The organism is Promicromonospora sp. AC04 (assembly GCF_003058225.1).
In the GTDB taxonomy this organism is placed as follows: domain Bacteria; phylum Actinomycetota; class Actinomycetes; order Actinomycetales; family Cellulomonadaceae; genus Promicromonospora.
Genome location: NZ_QBUG01000012.1, coordinates 164,833 through 184,376, shown reverse-complemented (window position 1 = coordinate 184,376; position 19,544 = coordinate 164,833). Strand labels below are relative to the sequence as shown.

General features: G+C 72.3%; 17 protein-coding genes. 11 read left to right on the top strand and 6 right to left on the bottom strand.

Annotated elements, in window-relative coordinates:
- Positions 1-4: 4 nt before the first annotated feature.
- The gene (locus C8K30_RS26310) at positions 5-1,663 is read right to left on the bottom strand and encodes an ABC transporter substrate-binding protein (protein WP_108495855.1); all 1,659 of its coding nucleotides are present in this window, start codon (positions 1,661-1,663) and stop codon (positions 5-7) included.
- 97 nt (positions 1,664-1,760) lie between these two features.
- Between C8K30_RS26310 and C8K30_RS26305 the strand changes: the two genes are divergently transcribed.
- Positions 1,761-2,012 (top strand): hypothetical protein, encoded by a 252-nt coding sequence (locus C8K30_RS26305; RefSeq protein WP_146197603.1) that lies wholly within the window; start codon positions 1,761-1,763, stop codon positions 2,010-2,012.
- Positions 2,013-2,213: 201 nt separating this feature from the next.
- Here C8K30_RS26305 and C8K30_RS26300 read toward each other — a convergent pair whose 3' ends face one another.
- Positions 2,214-2,819 carry a hypothetical protein gene (locus C8K30_RS26300; RefSeq protein ID WP_146197602.1) on the bottom strand — a complete coding sequence of 202 codons (606 nt, stop codon included), beginning with the start codon at positions 2,817-2,819 and terminating at the stop codon, positions 2,214-2,216.
- 360 nt (positions 2,820-3,179) lie between these two features.
- Here C8K30_RS26300 and C8K30_RS26295 point away from each other — a divergent pair, with 360 nt between their 5' ends.
- Positions 3,180-4,526: an Nramp family divalent metal transporter gene (locus C8K30_RS26295; protein WP_233257479.1), complete on the top strand. Its 1,347-nt coding sequence runs from the start codon at positions 3,180-3,182 to the stop codon at positions 4,524-4,526.
- Positions 4,527-4,652: 126 nt separating this feature from the next.
- Here the strand turns inward: C8K30_RS26295 and C8K30_RS26290 are convergent, their stop codons facing one another.
- On the bottom strand, positions 4,653-5,837 hold the full coding sequence (locus tag C8K30_RS26290; RefSeq protein ID WP_233257478.1) for a glycosyltransferase: 1,185 nt from the start codon (positions 5,835-5,837) through the stop codon (positions 4,653-4,655).
- Positions 5,834-6,766 (bottom strand): DMT family transporter, encoded by a 933-nt coding sequence (locus C8K30_RS26285; protein ID WP_108495852.1) that lies wholly within the window; start codon positions 6,764-6,766, stop codon positions 5,834-5,836. Before C8K30_RS26285 ends, C8K30_RS26290 begins: the two co-directional genes overlap by 4 nt.
- A 128-nt stretch (positions 6,767-6,894) precedes the next feature.
- Between C8K30_RS26285 and C8K30_RS26280 the strand changes: the two genes are divergently transcribed.
- The 3 genes from C8K30_RS26280 to C8K30_RS26270 all read left to right on the top strand — a co-directional run bounded on the left by C8K30_RS26280 (position 6,895) and on the right by C8K30_RS26270 (position 10,235).
- Positions 6,895-7,902, top strand: coding sequence for an alpha/beta fold hydrolase (locus tag C8K30_RS26280; protein ID WP_108495851.1), 1,008 nt, complete (start codon positions 6,895-6,897; stop codon positions 7,900-7,902).
- Between the two features lie 11 nt (positions 7,903-7,913).
- On the top strand, positions 7,914-8,975 hold the full coding sequence (locus C8K30_RS26275) for a glycosyltransferase family 1 protein (RefSeq protein WP_108495850.1): 1,062 nt from the start codon (positions 7,914-7,916) through the stop codon (positions 8,973-8,975).
- Positions 8,976-9,047: 72 nt separating this feature from the next.
- On the top strand, positions 9,048-10,235 hold the full coding sequence (locus C8K30_RS26270) for an acyltransferase (RefSeq protein WP_108495849.1): 1,188 nt from the start codon (positions 9,048-9,050) through the stop codon (positions 10,233-10,235).
- Positions 10,236-10,515: 280 nt separating this feature from the next.
- Here the strand turns inward: C8K30_RS26270 and C8K30_RS26265 are convergent, their stop codons facing one another.
- Positions 10,516-11,343 carry an RDD family protein gene (locus tag C8K30_RS26265; RefSeq protein ID WP_108495848.1) on the bottom strand — a complete coding sequence of 276 codons (828 nt, stop codon included), beginning with the start codon at positions 11,341-11,343 and terminating at the stop codon, positions 10,516-10,518.
- Positions 11,344-11,410: 67 nt separating this feature from the next.
- On the opposite strand from C8K30_RS26265, the gene C8K30_RS26260 reads away from it, so the two are divergent.
- The 6 genes from C8K30_RS26260 (at position 11,411) to C8K30_RS26235 (ending at position 18,235) form a co-directional block, all read left to right on the top strand.
- Positions 11,411-12,400 carry a stage II sporulation protein M gene (locus C8K30_RS26260; protein WP_108495882.1) on the top strand — a complete coding sequence of 330 codons (990 nt, stop codon included), beginning with the start codon at positions 11,411-11,413 and terminating at the stop codon, positions 12,398-12,400.
- A gap of 111 nt (positions 12,401-12,511) precedes the next feature.
- On the top strand, positions 12,512-13,726 hold the full coding sequence (locus C8K30_RS26255; protein ID WP_108495847.1) for a hypothetical protein: 1,215 nt from the start codon (positions 12,512-12,514) through the stop codon (positions 13,724-13,726).
- Position 13,727: 1 nt separating this feature from the next.
- Complete coding sequence (locus C8K30_RS26250) at positions 13,728-14,441, top strand: DUF4129 domain-containing protein (protein WP_108495846.1); 714 nt, start codon at positions 13,728-13,730, stop codon at positions 14,439-14,441.
- Positions 14,438-15,757, top strand: a complete 1,320-nt coding sequence (locus tag C8K30_RS26245; RefSeq protein ID WP_108495845.1) for a DUF4350 domain-containing protein — start codon at positions 14,438-14,440, stop codon at positions 15,755-15,757. The genes C8K30_RS26250 and C8K30_RS26245 overlap by 4 nt, the downstream gene beginning before the upstream one ends.
- Complete coding sequence (locus tag C8K30_RS26240) at positions 15,754-16,875, top strand: MoxR family ATPase (RefSeq protein ID WP_108495844.1); 1,122 nt, start codon at positions 15,754-15,756, stop codon at positions 16,873-16,875. Before C8K30_RS26245 ends, C8K30_RS26240 begins: the two co-directional genes overlap by 4 nt.
- A gap of 7 nt (positions 16,876-16,882) precedes the next feature.
- Positions 16,883-18,235 (top strand): DUF58 domain-containing protein, encoded by a 1,353-nt coding sequence (locus C8K30_RS26235; protein WP_108495843.1) that lies wholly within the window; start codon positions 16,883-16,885, stop codon positions 18,233-18,235.
- Positions 18,236-18,362: 127 nt separating this feature from the next.
- On the opposite strand, the gene C8K30_RS26230 is transcribed toward C8K30_RS26235, so the two are convergent.
- Positions 18,363-19,526: a serine protease gene (locus tag C8K30_RS26230; protein WP_146197601.1), complete on the bottom strand. Its 1,164-nt coding sequence runs from the start codon at positions 19,524-19,526 to the stop codon at positions 18,363-18,365.
- Positions 19,527-19,544 lie beyond the last annotated feature (18 nt).

Below are 19,544 nucleotides of genomic sequence, written 5' to 3'. Positions count from 1 at the left end.
GCTCTCAGCCTTCGGTGGGCTCGACGAACGCGGCGTGGCTCAGCCGCACCACGCCGTCGGCGTAGGTGGAGATGCCCGCGACCTCACCGACGTAGCCGGTCAGGCTGCGCGTCCGGTACAGGTAGATGATCGGGTTGTCCTTCTGGACCTGCGTGACCACCTGCCCGTACAGCTCGGCGCGCTCGGCCGGGTCGATGACGGTCGCCGCCTCGGTGAGCAGGTCGTCGACCTCGGGGTTGCTGTACCCGGAGTAGTTGTTGCCCGCGCCCGTGGACAGGAAGTTGAACATGTTGCCGTGCGGGTCCACGCGGCCCGACCAGCCGAGCTGGAGCAGGTCGAAGTCGCCCTGCTCCTGCACCTCCAGCAGCGAGGAGTACTCGACGGGCACGATCTCGACCTCGAAACCGCCGTCGGCCACCGACGCCTGGACCGCCTGCGCGAGGCGCAGGGTGTCGGGCGTGTTGGTCACCTTCATCTCGATCTTGTACGGCGTCTCCACCCCGGCCTCCTCCAGGAGCGCCTTGGCGCCCTCGGGGTCGTACTCGGGACAGGCCTCGCTGGCCGCGGTGCTGAACGTGGACGACGGCGCGATCGGCGAGCAGGCCGGGTCGAACCGGTCGTTGAAGACGGACTTCACGAGCTGCTCGCGGTCCACCGCCATCGACAGGGCCTGGCGGACCCGGGGGTCGGTGGCGATCGGGGTGTCGATCTTGCCGGGCGGTGCGCCGACGCCGTCGGTGTTGCCGACGTTGACCGTCATGGCCTGGTAGCCCAGGGAGCCGACCTCGAGCAGGCCCACGTTCTCGTCGGCCTCCAGCTCGGTGAGGTCCTGGGTCGAGAGGGTGTCGGCGACCTGGACGTCGCCGGAGCGCAGGTTGGCGGCGCGGATGCTGGCGTCGGTGATGATGCGGTAGGTGATCGAGTCCAGGTGCACGTTCTCGGCGTCGTAGTACAGGGGGTCGCGCTCGACCGTGATGGACGTCTGAGGCACGCGCTCGACGAACTTGAACGCACCCACGCAGACGGGGTGCTCACCGAAGTCGTCGCCGGTCTTCTCCAGCTCGGTCGGCGACATGATCATGCCCGCGCGGTCGGCGAGGACCGCGGCGATCGGCGCGAACGGCGTCTCGTAGTCGATCTCGACCGTGAGGTCGTCGACCGCCTTGACGTCGGTGATGGGCCCCAGCTCGCTGCGCCGGGACGAGTCCTCCTTGGTGAGGTGGCGCTCGATGGACGTCTTGACGGCCTCGGCGTCGAACGGCGTGCCGTCGGCGAACTGCACGCCCTCCTTGAGGGGGAACGTGACGGTGAGGCCGTCCTCGGACACCTCGGGGAGCTCGGTGGCGAGCATCGGGACGATCTCGCCCGAGGCGTCGATGTCGTAGAGCTTCTCGCACATCGTCTGCATGACGTAGCGCGTGTAGAGCGACGACGAGGTGGTGGGGTCGAGCACGTCGGGCTCGGCCGACAGGGCCATGACGAGGTCGCCGCCCTCGGCGATCGTCTTGCCGTCGAGGCCGACGCCGGTGACGTCGGCCGTCTCCTCCGCCGGGGCGGTGCTGGTCTGCACCTCCTGGCAGCCGGACAGCACGAGGACCGCGGCGAGGAGGCCGGCGGCGGGGGCGAGTGGGCCGCGCAGCCGCGGCGGCGTGGGAGTGCGCACTGGAGAATCCAATCCGGGTCTGACAGGGACGATTGCATACAATCACTCCTCTCTCAACCGGGGTGTATGCAATGTGTTGCAGTCCTGTTAAACCTCGGTGTCTTGGGCGCGGGGTCCCAGGCGGGCGCTGCCGAGCGGCGAACCTGACCGGATCGAGGGGTACGAGGCCGTGCGCGGCCGCGACCAGACCTTCGACCCGATCTCCGCCGCGCTCACCCAGGAGGAGATGACCGCGCTCGACGAGCGCGTCTCCGTGGACCGGGAGCGGCCCACCGACGTGGCCGAGGGCCGGCTGGAGGAGGGCGGGGCCTGCTCTGGTTGGTGCCTCTGGTTCGGGCGGGCTGAATGAGGCATGAAGGCCTCAATGGAGTCATCGGTCTGGCTAGAAGTTATCGGCTTCTGCGTGGGACGAGCGCGAGATCGCCTTGAGTAGGACGTTTGTTCAAAAGACAGCGAGGCCCTTTCCCGAGCTTCCGGGAAAGGGCCTCGCTACTGCCTGTTCACCGCCAGTTCTCCGCTCGAAAGCGGCCGGCGGAATAGGCATTTGCTATCACACCGGGGCCACGCCACCTAGCAGGCCGAGGAGGGTGCCGAGCAGGCCGGTGACCGTGTCGGTGACGGTGGAGATCAGACCGTCGAGCAGGCCGAGGCCGGGCAGCTCGGGGATCGGAAGCTCGGGGACCGGAAGCTCGGGCACCGGAAGCTCAGGGACCGGAAGCTCGGGGACCGGGAGGTCGGGCACGGGAACGTCCGGCACCGGGTTGTCGACGGGAAGGTCGGGTACGGGGGCGTCGATCGGGACGTCGGGCACCGGTGCGTCGATGGGAACGTCCGGCACGGGGGCCTCGATCGGGACGTCCGGCACCGGTGCTTCGACGGGAACGTCGGGCACTGGGGCGTCGACGGCCACGTCGGGCGCCGGGACGTCCGGCACGGGGGCTTCGACCGGGGCGTCGGCCGCCGGGGCCTCGACCGCGGCGTCGGGCACCACGTCCGTCGCGGCGTCGGTGGCGGGCGCGCTGATCGGCTGGTCGGCGGGCGTGTCGCCCTCGGCCATCGCCAGCGCGCTCGCACCTGCTGCTCCTGCGTAAACCAGACCGGCCGACAGGGCGAAGACCGCCCCCGTACGACCTATCCCACGGAATCCTCGGATCATTGTCTTTCCCCTCGAATAGCTCCGTCGAAACAGCGGTGGAGCACACATGTGTGCCGCACCATGACGAGCATCAGACCGGAATTTCATCCTGTCAATCGGAACGAATGGAGTGGGCAAGGAATGAAAACGAGACATTCCAGGATCGAACCCGACGGAAGGTCGGCCGGGAATACCCGTAACTCAGACATAACAGAATTGATATCCGATGTCAGCCTTCATCGGCGGCCGGACAGGAGCAGGTGGTGCGGTCGACGGGAGGCCACCCCTCCACCACGACGTGGCGGGTGGACGGTCGCACGGTGTGCCGGGCGCCGATACCGGGTCCTTTCGGGCGGGTGAAACCCTGGGTACAGTCACGCCATGGAAAAGGACAATGAGGTCACTTCACAAGAATTGACAGGGGATCGACCAACCGAGGAGCCACAGACGTCCGGCAACGGGGCCGACGTCGGGCACGACGGCGCTGCCGAGAAGCCGCGCTGGAAGATCATCGGCCCGGGCCTCGTCGTCGCGGCCACCGGCATCGGTGCCGGTGACCTCGTCGCCACGATGGTCGCGGGCAGCAACTATGGGTACGCGCTGCTGTGGGCGGTGATCCTCGGCGTCGTCGTGAAGATCGCCCTGGTCGAGGGTGCCGGTCGCTGGACGCTCGCGACCGGCCGCACCATCTTCGACGGCTGGAAGTCGCTCGGCCTGTGGGCCGTCGTCTACTTCGGCATCTACGTGGTGGTGTGGGGCTTCAGCTACGGCGCCGCCGCGATGTCCGGCGTCGGCCTCGCGCTGAACGGGCTGTTCCCGGGAGTGGACATCCGGTACTGGGCGATGCTCTCCGGGGTCGCGGGTCTGCTGCTCGTCTGGTTCGGCAAGTACAAGCCGTTCGAGAACGTCATGGCCGTCCTCATCGGCGTCATGTTCGTGACCGTCGTGGGCTCAGCGGCGCTGACGACGCCGAACCTCGGCGAGATCGTGGCCGGCCTGGTGCCGATCATCCCCGACGGCGCGGTCCTGAACACGCTCGGCCTCGCGGGCGGCGTCGGCGGCACCATCACCCTGGCCGCCTACGGGTACTGGCTCGCCGAGAAGGGCTGGTCCACGCCCTGCTGGATGCGCGTCATGCGGATCGACAACGCGTGGGCGTACGTCATGTCGGGCATCTTCGTGGTGTCCATGCTGGTCGTCGGCGCGGAGCTCCTGTACTCGGCGGGCATGGCGGTGGCCGACGGCGAGGAGGGGCTCATCGACCTCGCGGACGTGCTCGCCCAGCGGTACGGGGCGTTCATGGCGCCGCTGTTCCTGGTCGGGTTCTTCGCCGCCACGTTCTCGTCGGTGATCGGCGTCTGGCACGGCGTGTCGCTCATGTTCGCCGACTTCGTCGCCACCATGCGCAACCTGCCGAGCGACGACCCGCGCCGCGGTGCCGGCGGCACGTACTACCGGATCTACATCCTGTGGCTGACGTTCCCGCCGATGGCGCTGCTGTTCCTCGACAAGCCGATCCTGCTCGTCGTGGTCTACGGCGCGCTGGGCTCGCTGTTCATGCCGTTCCTCGCGCTGACGCTGCTGTTCCTCAACAACTCCAAGGCGGTGCCGGCCCGGTGGCGCAACCGCTGGTGGATCAACGTGGTCCTCGTCCTGGTGGCCGTGATGTTCCTGGTCCTCGGCGGGAACGAGCTGTACAAGGCGATAGCCCCGCTCCTCGGCGCCTGACCCCACCCCTGGCGCCGAAGTAGAACTGTGGCGAACTGTGGCGAGACAGAACTGTGGCGAGACAGAAGCTGAGCGCGAAGCCACAGTTCTATCTCGCCACAGTTCTACTTCGGCGTCCGATGGGGGTCAGGCGGTCGCCGGCTGGTTGCGCATGGCACGGACCTTCTCGTAGATGCCCTCGAACGCGTCGAGGGTGCCGTCGACGGCGTGCGCAGCGACCAGCTCCCGGCTGGCCGCGCCCATGCGGTGACGCAGGCCGGCGTCCGCCAGGAGGTCGCCCAGCCGGTTCGCCAGCTCCCGCACGTCGCCCGGGGTGTAGAGCCAGCCGTTCACGCCGGGGCGCACCAGGTGCGGCAGCGCCATCGCGTCGGCGGCGACCACCGGCAGGCCCGAGGCCATCGCCTCGAGGGTCACCAGGCTCTGCAGCTCCGCCACCCCGGGCATGCAGAACACGTCGGCCTCGGAGTAGGCGGTGAGCAGCTCGTCGTCGGGCACGTACCCGCGGAAGCGGACGCGGCCCGTGACGCCGGACGACGCGGCGAGCGCCGCCCAGTCGTCGGCCTTCGTACCGGTGCCGACGATCTCGAGCCGGCCCGGCAGGTCGTCGGGGAGCAGGGCGAAGGCCCGGATGATCTCGTCGACCCGCTTCTCCTGGTCCAGGCGGCCGACGAACAGGACGGTGGGCTCGGCGTGGCCGTCGCGGTTGGTGGTCGTGTACCGGTCGGTGTCGATGCCGTTGGACACGGGGACGGCGTGGGTGAGCCCGGCGTGCTGTGCGAGGAGGTCGACGGCGCGCGGGGTGGGGGCCGTGACGACGTCGGCCTTGGAGTAGACGCGGCCGATGTCCTGCCAGAGCCACTGGCCGACCTTGCGGTGCATCGAGCTGGGCACCAGCAGGTAGCCGACCAGGTTCTCGGGCATCAGGTGGTTGGTGGCCACCAGGGGGAGGCCCGCGCGGTGCGCCGCGTCCACGAGGGCGCGGCCGAGGATGTAGCTGCCGTTGGTGTGCACGACGTCGGGCTCCACCTCCTCGAGGACCTCGGCGATGCCTCGGCGCGTCTCCCACGGCAGGCAGACCTGCAGGTTGTGGTGCGACGGGTACCGGCGGGAACGCAGCCCGTGCAGTACGACGCCGTCGCGCTCCTCGCGCATCGGGCGGCCGGTCGGGGATGGTGCTACGACGTGCACGTCGTAGCCGCGCCTGGCCAGGCCGTTGGCCAGGCTTCCTGCGAACCGGGCGGCGCCGTTCACGGCGGGCGGGTAGGTATCGGCGCCGATCAAGATCGTGCGGGGAGTACCAGGCAGGGTCACTGTGCTGTACCTCTCGATGGTTCGGGAAGTCTCGAAGGGGCGGTACGCGCCGCGCGGGCTGCGACGGCGTCAGGGTGGAGCCGGGCAAGAACGAGGACCCCGGCGGACGCGGCGAACGCCGCGCCACCGAGGAGGAACCAGGTGGCGACGGGCGTGTCGGCGCCCTCGCCGAGGAGCAGGGCGCCGAGGAGCACGGCCACTATCGGGTCCACGACGGTGAGGCACGCGACGACCACCTCGGGCGGGCCGGACGGGTAGGCCTGCTGGACGAGCCAGCCGCCCAGGACCATCGCGGCGACGGCGCTCGCCCCGGTGCCGAGCACCTGCGGGTCGTACCAGGGTGTGCCGCCCGCGAGCTCCTGAAAGATCACCCGCATGAGGGCGGAGAGCAGGCCGAACGCGGTGGCTCCCGCCGTCGCGCAGGCGACGCAGCGCAGCCAGCCGCCGGCCGCCAGGCCGCCGGCGCCGAGTGCGAGCACGACGCCGCCGACGATGAGGATGGTCGGCAGGGTGGATCCGGGGGGCGGCGGGTTGCCCGACGTCGCGCTCACCGAGGCCGCGACGAACACGGCGACGCCGGCCATGGTCAGGGCGACGCCGAGGAGCACGTGGCGGCCGGGCGCCCGGCGCAGCCGGAGCGAGGAGAGCAGCACCGCCACCGGTACCGCGAGCACGCCGATCGGCTGGACCAGGCGGAGCGGTGCGAGCGCCAGCGCGATGGCGTGCACGATCGTGCCGCCCCCGGCGAGCCCGAACCCGGCCAGCCAGCCGGGCCGCCGTGCGATCCGGCCGAGGCGGCGCAGGGACAGGACGCGCTCGCGGGGGAGCGGACCCCCGTACAGGTCGGATACCTCGCGGTGCTGCAGGACTGCGGCGCCGGCGAACAGCGCGGCACCGAGCACGGCGAGAGCGACCGCTATGGCTTGCATGGGCTATACGGTGGCGTAAAGGTGGCCCTCTTCGCCACCAGGTTCTCCCCCGAAATCGCCTGGGGGTTTACCCCCATATTTCTCAGACCCCTCCCGCGACGGTCACCTGAATGCTTAGGGTCAGCGCGATGAACACCGACACGCACCCGCGCGAGGCAGCGCAAGACGCAGCCCACGAGGCACCGCACACGCCCCCGCACGAAGCACCGTACGCGGGACTCGTCGCGGGCACATCTGTGCGCTCCCTCGACCTGGAGATCCGCGGCGTCCACGTCCACCTCCGGGTGTACGGCGACGCCGCCGCGCCGCGACCGCTGGTGTTCCTGCACGGGCTCCGGGGCGACCACCACGGTCTGGAGCCGATAGTCGCGCATCTCGTGCAGCGGCGCCCTGACCTGCAGGTTTACGTGCCTGACCTGCCTGGGTTCGGTGCCTCGGCACCGCTCCCGGACGGGTTGCACGACGTCGCCGGCTACGCCGCGTGGACGGCCGAGCTGCTGGCCGCCGTCGTACCGGAGGGGGATGCCGTGCTGGCGGGACACTCCTTCGGGTCGATCGTCGCGGCCGCGACCGTGGCCGCCGCGGAGCCTCACGACGCGCCGCCGGTGCGGGGTCTCGTCCTCGTCAATCCCATAGCGACGGCGGCGCTCGCCGGGCCCCGGCGCGTGCTGAGCGCCGTGACTGTGGGGGTGCACCGGCTGGCCGCGGCGCTGCCCGAACGCGTCGGGACGGGGCTGCTGCGTCACCCGTTGTTCACCCGCGTCGCGAGTGTGGCGATGGTCACTACGCGCGACCGGCACCTGCGGCGCTGGATCCACGCGGAGCACGACCGGTACTTCTCCGGGTTCGCGGACCGGCGCACGCTGCTGGAGGCCTTCCACGCCTCGGTCGGGACCGACGTCGCCGCCTATGCCGGGCGCATCAGCGCGCCGACGCTGCTGATCGCGTCCGAGAACGACGACGTCGCCCCGCTGCCCTCGCAGCGGGAGCTGGAGGCGATGTTCGCGAGCGCCCGGCTCGTCGTCGTACCGCAGGTGGGTCACCTGGCGCACTACGAGGCGCCGGACGCCGTGGCGCGGGAGACCGCCGAATTCCTTGCCGCCCTCGAGGGCGCGGACAAGCAGGATGAACAGTGAGGGAAGATCAGGTGAAGATCGTCGTCGACTGCCGGTATCTCCGGGTGGGACGCCACGACGGGATCAGCCGGTACACCGCGGGGATCGTGACCGCGCTGGCCCGACTGCACCCGGTCGAGGTGCTGGTCGACGACGAGCGTCAGCTCGACCACCTGCCCGCCGGCCTGCCGTGGCACCTGGTGAGCGGCCCGACGAGCTGGCGCGAGCCGTTCGTGGCGCGGCAGGTGCGCCGCACGGGCGCCGACGTCGTGTTCAGCCCGATGCAGACCATGGGCACCTGGGGGCGTGACTACCGCGTGGTCCTGACCCTGCACGACCTCATCTACTACCGGCACCCCACGCCGCCGCGGAACCTGCCCGCGCCCGTCCGCCTGCTGTGGCGGGCGTTCCACCTCGCGTGGTGGCCGCAGCGCGCGCTGCTGAACCGGGCCGACGCCGTGGTGACCGTCTCGGAGACCACGCGTGACCTGATCGCCGCCCACCGGCTGACCCGGCGGCCGGTGACCGTCGTGCCGAACGCGCCGGACCCCGTGCCGGACCTGCCGGCCGGCCGGCCCGCCCCTGAGCGCACCCGCTCGCTCGTGTACATGGGCTCGTTCATGCCGTACAAGAACGTCGAGCTGCCGGCCCGCGCCATGGCGCGGCTGCCCGGGTGGGAGCTGCACCTGATGAGCCCGGTCCGGCCCGAGCAGCGGGCGCGGCTGCAGGCCCTGGCCGGCGAGGGCACGCTCGTGTTCCACGACGGCGCGTCCGACGAGGTCTACCACGGTGTGCTGCGCGGTGCGACGGCCCTCGTCTCCGGGTCCCGCGACGAGGGCTTCGGGCTCCCGCTGGTGGAGGCCATGACGCTCGGCACCCCCGTGGTGGTCAGCGACATCCCCGTGTTCCGGGAGGTCGGCGGGGCGGCGGGCGCGTACGTCGACCCGGACGACGTCGACGGGTTCGTCGCCGCCGTCCGCGAGCTCGACGATCCGCAGGCCTGGGCCGAACGGTCCGCGGCGGCGCGCATCCGCGCCGCCGGGTACGACTGGGACACCTCGGCGAAGACGCTGCTCGCGCTCCTGGTGGGGTGAAATCCTGGTGGAGTGAAGTCTTGGCGGGGTGAATTTTGACCGTTATCGTTTCGTGATCTAAGGTCGGCGGCGATGACTCGCCGTGACAGCACACCCGCGTCCACGCCTGAGACGACCTCCGCGACCACGGGCAGTACGCGCCGGAAGATCTCCGGCCGGCTCGTGGCCATGGACGGCCTGCGGTTCGGCGCCGCTGCCGCCGTCCTGCTGTACCACTTCACGGCGACCTCGACCGTGACCGGCTACTGGGGTGCCGACCCCGCGAACGCGTTCCCGCTGCTGAACGAGATCACGCGGTACGGCTGGCTCGGCGTCGAGCTGTTCTTCATGATCTCGGGGTTCGTGATCCTGCTCAGCGCTGACGGCCGGGGGATCGCGGGCTTCGTCGCCTCCCGGGTGGGCCGGCTCTTCCCGGCGTACTGGGCGTGCATAGTGCTGACGGCGGGCCTGCAGCAGGTGTGGTCGGGCGGGCGGCAGACGAACCTGACCGAGACCGTCGTCAACCTCACGATGGTCCAGGACCTGTTCGACGTCACCGGCGTCCAGGTCGTGTTCTGGACCCTGCTCGTGGAGCTGAAGTTCTACCTGCTGGTGCTCGTGGTGCTGGCGTTCGGCCCGCTCACGCGCAACCGCGTGCTGACCTTCGCCACGCTCTGGCCGCTCGCCGGCTGGGCCGCCGAGGAGTTCGGCGCCCACTGGCTCGCCGACTGGCTCGTCCCGGCCTACGCCCCGTACTTCGCCGTCGGCATGCTGCTGTTCCTGGCCTACCGCGACGGGTTCGACGTCGTCACCAGCCTGCTGCTCGCCGGGGGGCTGGTCCTGTGCGTCATGCGGGTCCTGGAGGCCGCCGGCCGCGCGTCCGACCTGCAGGGCGTCCCGGTCAACCCGGTGATCACGGTGATGATCCTGCTCGCGAGCGTCGTCGCGGTCTGGGCGACGACGCTACGCGGCAGGACGGCCCCGCCCCGGCGGGTGGCGGCGGTGCTCGGCACGGTCGGCGCCCTGACCTACCCCGTGTACCTGGTGCACACGCAGTTCGGGTACGCCGTCATCGACGTGCTGGCCCACGAGACCACCCGCACGGTCGCCCTCTTCGCGGCGGGCGCGCTGAGCCTTGGCCTGGCGGTGGCGATCCACTACGGCGTCGAGCGTCCGACGTCGGCCCGGCTGCGCCGGGTGGTGCAGGCCGGGCTGCGGCGCTGCTCCGGAGCCCTGCGCTCGCGCGGCCTGATGCGCGCTTGGGACGACGTCCGAACCTGACCAGGGTAACGTGATCTGGCGGCGCCGAACCGCAGGTTACGTGTCGTTCCCGGCGACCACGGGCGGCGCCGAACCGCAAGATGCGCGTGGCTGGCGGCGCCGAACCGCAAGATGCGCGTCCCTGGAGCACCCACTGGCGTCGAACCGCAGGAGACTTGTCGATCGAGCCCGTGATGGACCTGCAACCTTCGGTTGGGCGGCCGCTCCGACGCGCAACCTGCGGTTCGGCGCCGGTGAGTGCGGCTCCAGGGACGCGCAAGTTGCGGTTCGAGCCTTCTCGTCAGCGGGGCGGGTCGGCGACCGCGAAGGGGAGGCGGTGCAGCAGCTCTGCCTGCTCCTCGGCCCGCTTGCGTTCGCGCTGACCCGCGGCGAGCTCGCGCTCGCGGCGTTCGGCCAGGACGGCGTGCAGGAACGCCTCGGGGTGCGTGCCGGCCGGCGGCCCGGGGGCGACGTAGGGCTCGATGCGGCCGGCGAGGTCGTCGGCGAGCCGCGCCCGGGACTCGGGTGCCAGGCGGGCGGCACGGCCCAGCAGCTGGCGGGCGGCCAGCGCCAGCCCGTCCGGCAGGCGGCGCATGTCCGCGGTGTGCGCCCACGACGCCAGGGACTGCGGCATCACGACCGGGGCCGACGGCGGCTTGCCGCCCCGCACCCGCACCGCGTACGTGCCGGCCGCGAGGTCGCCGAGGCGCTTGCCCTTCGCGTTGGACAGCGACGCGATCGCCGCGATGCCGCCGAACGTCAGCCACAGCTCGATCACGCCGATGAGGGCGCGCACCAGCGCGTGCCGGAACCGAACGGGGCCGCCGTCGTCGCGCACCACACGGATGCCGCAGGCGAGCTTGCCGACCGACCGGCCGCGCGACAGCGTCTCGACGGTGACGGGCACGCCCACCATGACCACCACGTTCGCGAGGACGTAGACCACCATCGCGACGTCCTCGCCCAGCACGGCGTTCTCCAGGAACCAGACCGCGCCCACGACCAGGGTCACCGTGATGACTGCGCCGATCACGAGGAAGTCGAGCATCGCGCCCATGGCACGCGTGATGAACGATGCCGGGCGCGCGTCCAGCACCACGCCCTCGCCGATGACGATGCCGTCCTGCACGGTTCCTCCGGTCGGGTTCTGGGGGCCTCGGGGTCACGCCGTATTTCCTGTGCGGCAGACTACCGTCGTGGACATCGACGCCTTCACCGCCGTGCACGCCGCAGAGTGGGACCGCCTCAAGGAGCTCGCGTCCCGGCGCCGCCTGGACGGCGCCGAGTCGGACGAGCTGGTGCGCCTGTACCAGTCGGTGGCCACGCACCTGTCGACGGTCCGGTCGGCGGCGCCGGACCCCGCGCTGGTCACCCGCCTGTCCGACGTCCTGAACCGGGCGCGCACCCGCATCGCCGGGTCGCACGAGCCCGCCTGGCGCGAGGTGGTGCGGTTCGCCGTGGTGTCGCTGCCCGCTGCCTTCTACCGGATCCGGTGGTGGTCGCACGCGGTGACGGCCGCCTGCCTGCTCGTCGCGGTCGTCGCGGGCGTCTACATCGCGGGCGACGCCGACGCGATGAACTCGATGATGTCGCCCGCGGCGCAGGAGGACTACGTGAACGAGGCGTTCGCGTCCTACTACGACCCGGGCATCGGTTTCGCCGCCGTGGTGTGGACCAACAACGCGTGGATCGCGGCGCAGGCAGTGGCCGGCGGGATCACCGGCCTCTTCACCCTGAACGTGCTGTGGCAGAACGCGGTCCAGATCGGCGCCACCGGCGGGATGATGGCCGCCCACGACGAGCTCGACCTGTTCCTCACGCTCATCGCGCCGCACGGCCTGCTGGAGCTGACGTGCATCTTCGTCGCGGGAGCGGCGGGCCTGCGGCTGTTCTGGACAATGATCGACCCGGGGCACCGCAAGCGGTCGGTCGCCATGGCCGCCGAAGGGCGCGCACTGATCACGACGGTCATCGGGCTCGCGGTGGCCCTCGGCGTCTCCGGCCTCGTGGAGGGCTTCGTCACCGGGTCCGAGCTGTACTGGTGGCTCAAGATCGTGATCGGCGCGATCGTGCTCGCCGGATTCTGGGCCTACGTGTACGTGCTGGGCGGCCGGGCCGTCCGCGCCGGGGCCACCGGCGACCTCGCCGAGCACGAGGCCGGCGCCACCGTGGTCACGGCCGGGTGACGGTTACGCGGAGACCCCCGCAGCAGGTGCGAATTACGCAGCCCGGTGTCAGCGGCGCGTACTAGGGTTGCGGCGCAGGCACGACTTGAGACGACACGCGGAGCACGCCCCATGACGACGCCCGAGAGCGCACCCGACCAGCCGGCGCAGCCGACGCCCCCGCAGCCCGGAGGGCCCCAGCCCGCCGGCTGGGGCGAGCCGCCGCGGTACGGGCAGTACGCGCCCGGGTACGACCCGGCCGCACCGCCCGCGCAGCCGCAGTACGGGACGCCGCCGGCCGAGCCGACGGCGCCGGGGCAGTACGGGCAGAACCAGTACGGCCAGAGCCAGTACGGGCAGCACCACCCGGGCGGCCCGGTCCCGGCCTACCGGCCCGTGGCCGACAAGCCAGGCATCATCCCGCTGCGTCCGCTCACCCTGGGCGAGCTGTACGACGGCGCGTTCGGCGCCGTCCGGCACAACCCGGGCGTGACGCTGGGGCTGACGGCGATCGTCGTGGTCGCCGCCGTCGCGCTCGGCACCCTGATCAGCATTCCCCTCATCACCTGGTTCACCGACCTGTGGGGCGGGCTGCTGGCCGAGCTCGAGAGCGACCCGGCCGCCCAGGGGCTGACCGGCATGGACAGCATGCTGGGCGTGACCTACGGCTCGCTGCTCGGCTCCGGCCTCCTGCTCGGGCTCGTGACGCCGCTCGCCATGGGCATCATGGCGATCTCCGTCAGCGACTCGGTCATCGGACGCAAGATCTCGGTGGGCGAGGCGTGGCGGCGCGCGGGCCGGCGCTGGTGGTTCCTCCTCGGTTTCTCGCTCCTGAGCGGACTCGCGATGCTCGTGGTGTACGCCCTGGCCGTCGGGATCGTCGCAGCTGGGTTCTCCGTCGACCCGACGCTCGGCGTGGTCAGCGTGCTCGTCGTGCTCGCCGCGCTCGCCGTGGGTGGCTTCTGGGTGTTCACCCGCACCGCCCTGATCCCGCCGGCGCTCGCGGTCGAGGGCGGCGGCTTCTGGGCCACGTGCCGGCGTGCGTGGAAGCTGACGCGCGGCTCGTTCTGGCGGGTGCTCGGCATCTACCTGCTGACCTCGATCATCCTCAGCATCATCGGCCAGGTCGTCGCGTTCCCCATCGGCGCGGTCATGGGCCTGTTCATGGCGACGGCGAACGACGCCGGCCTGGCCGTCAGCTACGGGATCACCTACGTCATCACGGGCGGCATGAGCGTGCTGTTCCTCGGGGGTGTCATCGCCCTGCTCTACATCGACACCCGGATGCGTCGCGAGGGACTGGACGTGCAGCTGCAGGCCGCGGCCGCGGTCGCGGCGGACAAGTGACATGAGGGCCGATCTGCCCGTCGTCCCGGACCGGGACACAGCACGCGAGTGGCTCACGAGCGAGCTGCAGCGCCCCGAGTACGCGGAGCGCGAGTCGCTGCTGACGCGCCTGCTCAACTGGGTGCTGGACTGGCTGAACAACATCGAGTGGCCCGACGCGTCGATGTCGGGCCCGCAGCTCGGGCTCGCCATCACGGTGGTCGTCGTCGTGGTCCTCGTGATCGCCTGGCTGGTGGCCGGGCCGGTGCACCTCGGGCGCAACCGCACGGGTTCCGCCGAGGTGCTCGACACCGACGACGCCCGCACGGCCGCGCAGATGCGCGCCGCGGCCGACGTCGCGGCAGCGTCGGGCGACTGGCGGACGGCGACCGTGGAGCGCTTCCGCGCGGTCGTCCGGTCCCTGGAGGAACGTGTGATCATCGAGCCGCGACCGGGCCGCACGGCGCAGGAGGCCGCCGGCGACGCCGGCGAGCGCCTGCCCGCCCAGGCCGCGCGCCTGCGCTCGGGCGCTGACCTGTTCGACGGCGTCGAGTACGGCGACCGGGTCGCCACGGCGGCCGACGACGCGGGCCTGCGCGAGCTCGATGCCGAGGTCACGGCGGCCAAGCCCGTTGCCGTGCCGGGCACCGGACCGGGCACCGGGGCAGGTAGCGGGACGGGCGCGGGCTCGGACACCGGCGAGCGGGCCGGCGAGAAGCCGGGGGTGTCCGCATGACCGTGCCGTCCCCGCCCCCAGCCCTGACGCCCGCAGCCCCTTCCCCGCTCGCTGCGCCCCCCGCCCCGACACCACCCGCGGCGGTGTCTGGCGCGTCGGCGAGCCCGGTCAACGAGCCGCCGGTGGTCATCGGCGACGACACCACCGGCCGGTCGCGTGCCGTGAGCAGGTGGCGCCGCATGCGCTGGCCGCTGACGGTGCTCGCCGCGATCGCGCTGCTCGTCCTGTTCCTCGCGGTGGTGCGCCCGCCGACGTCGGCCGACCCGTACGCGCCGGACAACCCGGAGCCGGACGGGGCCATGGCCGTGGCCGAGGTGCTGAAGGACCAGGGCGTGCGGATCACGCACGTCACCTCGGTGGCCGACGCCGTGGCCGCCGCCGGCCCGGACACCACGCTGCTGGTCACGCCCAACCCGTCGTTCTTCGCCGACGACCAGATCTCGTCGCTGAACCGCACGGGCGCGGACCTCGTGGTGCTCAGCCCGGACTACAGCATGGTCGCGGGCGTGACCCGGAACACCGTCGACTCCGTGTACGGCGAGGCGGCCGGACCGGTCCAGCCGCAGTGCGACGACCCGGCGGCGCAGGCAGCGGGCGCGCTCGATCTGCGGCCCGGCCTGTTCGACACGTCGACGACCAGCGACACCGTGCGCCCGGACATGTGCTGGCCCGGCGCCGCAGGCGCGTTCGCCTACGCGCGCCTGGACTTCCCGAACCGTTCGGTCACCGTGGTCACCGACCCGGCAGTGATCCGCAACGACTCGGTACTGAACGAGGGCAGCTCGGCGCTCGCGCTGTGGATGCTCGGGCAGCACGAGGACCTGGTCTGGCTGGTGCCGAACCCGATGGACGTCAGCACCGGCGACGACGAGCCCACGCCGGCCGAACGTGGCCAGGTGAACGCGGTCATGCCGCCCGGTTCCGCGCCGGTCGCCCTGGTGGCCCTGCTCGCCGCGGTGCTGCTCGCGCTCTGGCGCGTGCGCCGCATGGGGCCGCTGGTCGTCGAGGACCTGCCGGTGCTCGTCCGCTCGGCCGAGGCCACACGCGGTCGCGCTCGCCTGTACCGGGCCGCCCGCGCCCGCGGGCATGCAGCGGCCGGCCTGCGGGCAGCGGCCGCCAACCGGGTCGCCTCGCGCCTCGGCCTGGCCCGCTCGTCCGATGCGAACACCGTGGTCGACGCCGTCGTAGCCGCCACGAACCGCCCGTCGCAGCAGGTGGCAGACCTGCTCTACGGCCCACCCCCCGCTGACGACGCCGCGCTCGCCGAGCTCGTGCGCCGACTCGACATCCTGGAGAGCGAGGTCCACCGACCGTGACCGAACCAGCCTTCCCCAACCAGCCCGCGCCGCAGCCCACCGAGCCGAGGCCTGCCCCGCAGCCCGCGACACCCGCGGCGCCCGCGGCGACTGCCCAGCAGACCGCACCCTCGGACGAGCGGCCCGTGGCCCCCCAGCCGCAGGCCGCACCCGCGCCGCCCGCCCCGTCGCAGGAGCTGCGCTCCGCCCTGGCGGCGGTCCGTACGGAGGTGGGCAAGGCCGTCGTCGGGCAGGACGCGGCCGTGACCAGCCTGCTCATCGCGCTGCTGTGCCAGGGCCACGTGCTCCTGGAGGGTGTGCCCGGCGTCGCCAAGACGCTGCTGGTCCGCACCCTCGCGGCGGCCCTGAACCTGGACACCAAGCGCGTCCAGTTCACGCCCGACCTCATGCCGGGCGACGTGACGGGCTCGCTCGTCTACGACGCGCGCACCGCCGAGTTCTCGTTCCGCGAGGGCCCCGTGTTCACCAACCTGGTGCTGGCGGACGAGATCAACCGCACGCCCCCCAAGACCCAGGCGTCGCTGCTGGAGGCGATGGAGGAGCGGCAGGTTTCGGTGGACGGCACGCCCCGCCCGCTGCCCGACCCGTTCCTGGTGATCGCCACCCAGAACCCCGTCGAGTACGAGGGCACCTACTCGCTGCCCGAGGCCCAGCTCGACCGGTTCCTGCTCAAGCTCGTGCTGCCGCTGCCCGAGCGCGACCAGGAGATCGAGGTCCTGGCCCGGCACGCCGCGGGCTTCGACCCGCGCAACCTCGCGGCCGCCGGCATCACCCCCGTGGCCGACGCCCAGGTCCTGGAGCGGGCCCGCGCCGAGGTGGCCCGCGTCCAGGTGTCGCGCGAGGTGCTCGGCTATGCCGTGGACGTCTGCCGGGCCACCCGCTTCTCGCCGTCGCTCTCGCTCGGCGTCTCGCCGCGTGGCGCCACCGCGCTGCTGCGCACCGCGCGGGCGTGGGCGTGGCTGTCGGGACGCTCGTTCGTGACCCCCGACGACATCAAGGCGCTCGCCCACCCGACGCTGCGGCACCGCGTGCAGCTGCGCGCCGAGGCCGAGCTCGAGGGCGTCACCGCCGAGGGCGTGCTGGACACGGTGCTGGCCTCCGTGCCCGTGCCGCGCTGAGGCCCGCATGGTCGTGACGTGGCGGGCCGCCGCCCTGATGGGCCTCGGCGTGATACCCGTGCTGTTCCTGCCGGCCAACGGGACGGTGCTGGTCTGGGCGACGGTTGTGATCCTGGCGTGCGTGGCCGACGTCGTCCTGGCGGCCTCGCCGCGACGGGTCGCCGTGCAGCGGCGGGTACCGGCGTCGGTCCGGCTGCGCTCCGAGGCCACCAGTGAGCTCGTGGTGCGCAACGCGTCCGGCCGGCGCCTGCGTGCAGTGGTCCGGGACGCGTGGGGCCCGTCTGCGGGCGCGGGTCCGGGGCGGGGGAGCGGTGAGCGGGTGCGTCCGGCGTCGGGCGGGCCCGGTCGCCACCACGTGGACCTGCCCGACGGCGAGGCCGCGCGCCTGCCCACCACGCTCGTGCCCGAGCGGCGCGGCGACCGGGCGGCGGGCGGCGTGACGATCCGGAGCCTCGGCCCGCTGGGCCTGGCGGGCCGCCAGGTGACGCTGCCCGTGCCGGGCCGCCTGCGCGTGCTGCCGGAGTTCGCCAGCCGCAAGCACCTGCCGTCGCGCCTGGCGCGGCTGCGGGAGATGGACGGCCGCGCAGCGGTGCAGATCCGCGGCGAGGGCACGGAGTTCGACTCGCTGCGGGAGTACGTGGTGGGCGACGACGTCCGCTCGATCGACTGGCGCGCCACGGCCCGCCGCCGCGAGGTGGTGGTCCGCACGTGGCGCCCCGAGCGGGACCGGCGCGTGCTGATCGTGCTGGACACCGGGCGCACGTCCGCCGCCCGCGTGGGCGCCGCGGACTCGACCGGCGCGCCGCGCCTGGACGCCAGCATCGAGGCGGCGCTGCTGCTCGCCGCGCTGGCCGGGCACGCGGGCGACCGGGTGGAGCTCGTGGCGTTCGACCGCACGGTGCGCTCGCGCGTGGCGGGCGCGGCCGGGCCGCGGCTCATGCCCGCCATGGCGGAGTCGCTGGCGACCGTCGACCCGGTGCTGCTGGAGACGGACTGGCCGGGCGTGGTGGCGCAGGTGCGCACCCGCATGACGCAGCGCGCGCTCGTGGTGCTGCTCACGACCCTCGACCCCGCCGCGGTGGAGAACGGCCTGCTGCCGGTGGTGGACCAGCTCGCCCGCGACCACACGGTGGTCGTCGCCTCCGTCGCCGACGAGGAGGTCGCCGGGCTGCGCGCCGGCCGCGAGACGGTCGCCGAGGTGTACGACGCCGCGGCCGCCGCGCGCGGTGACCTGGAGCGCACTGCAGTCACCACGATGCTGCGGCGCTACGGGGCCGACGTCGTCGAGGCGCTGCCGGACGACCTGGCGCCGCGGCTCGCCGACGAGTACCTGGCGCTCAAGGCGGCGGGCCGGCTCTGACCGGACCGGGACGGTAGCCGCCGGCCGCGACCAGTCGCGACATAGCCGGCCGCAACGCAGCCGGCCGCAAACGCAAGAGCGCCCGGCCGCACGACGCGGCCGGGCGCTCCTCACCTATGAGGCTGCCTCAGTTGTTGGTCGAGACGGCGAGCCGGTGCACCGCGCTGTCGAAGTGCGGCGACCCGATGGACCGGTTCTGCGGGGTCCCGTACGAGGTGACCCCTCGGATGTACCCCAGGCGGGTGGTGTTGTTGTAGTGCCACACCCACGGTCCGCCGGAGGACCCCGGACCGAAGTTGCACCCGCTGATCAGCGAGGTGCGTGCTGCGACGCCGCTCTTGCGCGTCATGCCCGTGCAGCCCCACATCGCCTGACCGTCGGACAGGTTCGACGGGTAGCCGAAGACCGCCACGGGCCAGCGGTAGTACTGGTCGATCTTCATCCCGTTGCCGCCGACCGCCGCGACCACGCGCTGGCCCTGCCCGTTCGCGTACGTCGTGATCATCCCGACGTCGCGGTACCAGCCCTGGTCGGTTCCGCCCTTCTCGATCCAGGTCCGGAAGGTGTGCAACGTGCGGGCCTGGAACGTCCCGTGGGGCGTCTTGTTGACCGCCTCGCCCCTGAAGTCCGGCACGAAGACCAGGTTGCTGCGCCAGGTGCCGCCCCGCCCGCTGTGCACGCAGTGCCCCGCGGTGATGACGACCCGCTTGGACTTGGTGTTGAGCGTCGCGGCAGAGCAGTAGCTCCCGCTCCCGTACCCGCCGATGAAGAGCTTGCCGTTGCTGATCGGCCACCGGTTGATCGCGTTGGTCTGTGCGCCGTCCGCGCTCTCGGGCGCCACCGGGCGGGCGACGATCGTGCCGTCCTGGGCGGTGCTGCCGCCGGCGCTGCTCGGCAGGCTGTCTGCCGGCGCCGCCGTCGTGCCCGAGGCGAGGTCTGCCGCGAGGTTCTGCGCCATCTTCTGGACGAGCGCGGGATCCCCCGGAGCGTCCAGCGGCTTCGCAGCGGCCATCCGCTCCGGCGTCCAGTACGCCAGCACGGCCGGGTCCCCACCCTCTGCCTCGACCTGCTGCATCTCCTTGGCCGAGTAGGTGCGGGCCGAGGCGCCGTCCGTCTTCAGCACAGGTGCGACGGCCGAGACGATCTCGGTGCCGGTGGCGGCCACCCCGGCCGCTTCGGCCGGCGCGCCGCTGTCGCTCGCGCCCCAGGCCGTCGGGACGCAGATCACCGTCGCGGTGACGGTGACGGCGGCTGCCATTGCCGCCAGGCGCGCCCTCTGAATTCTGCCCACTTGATCTCTCCTGTCCGC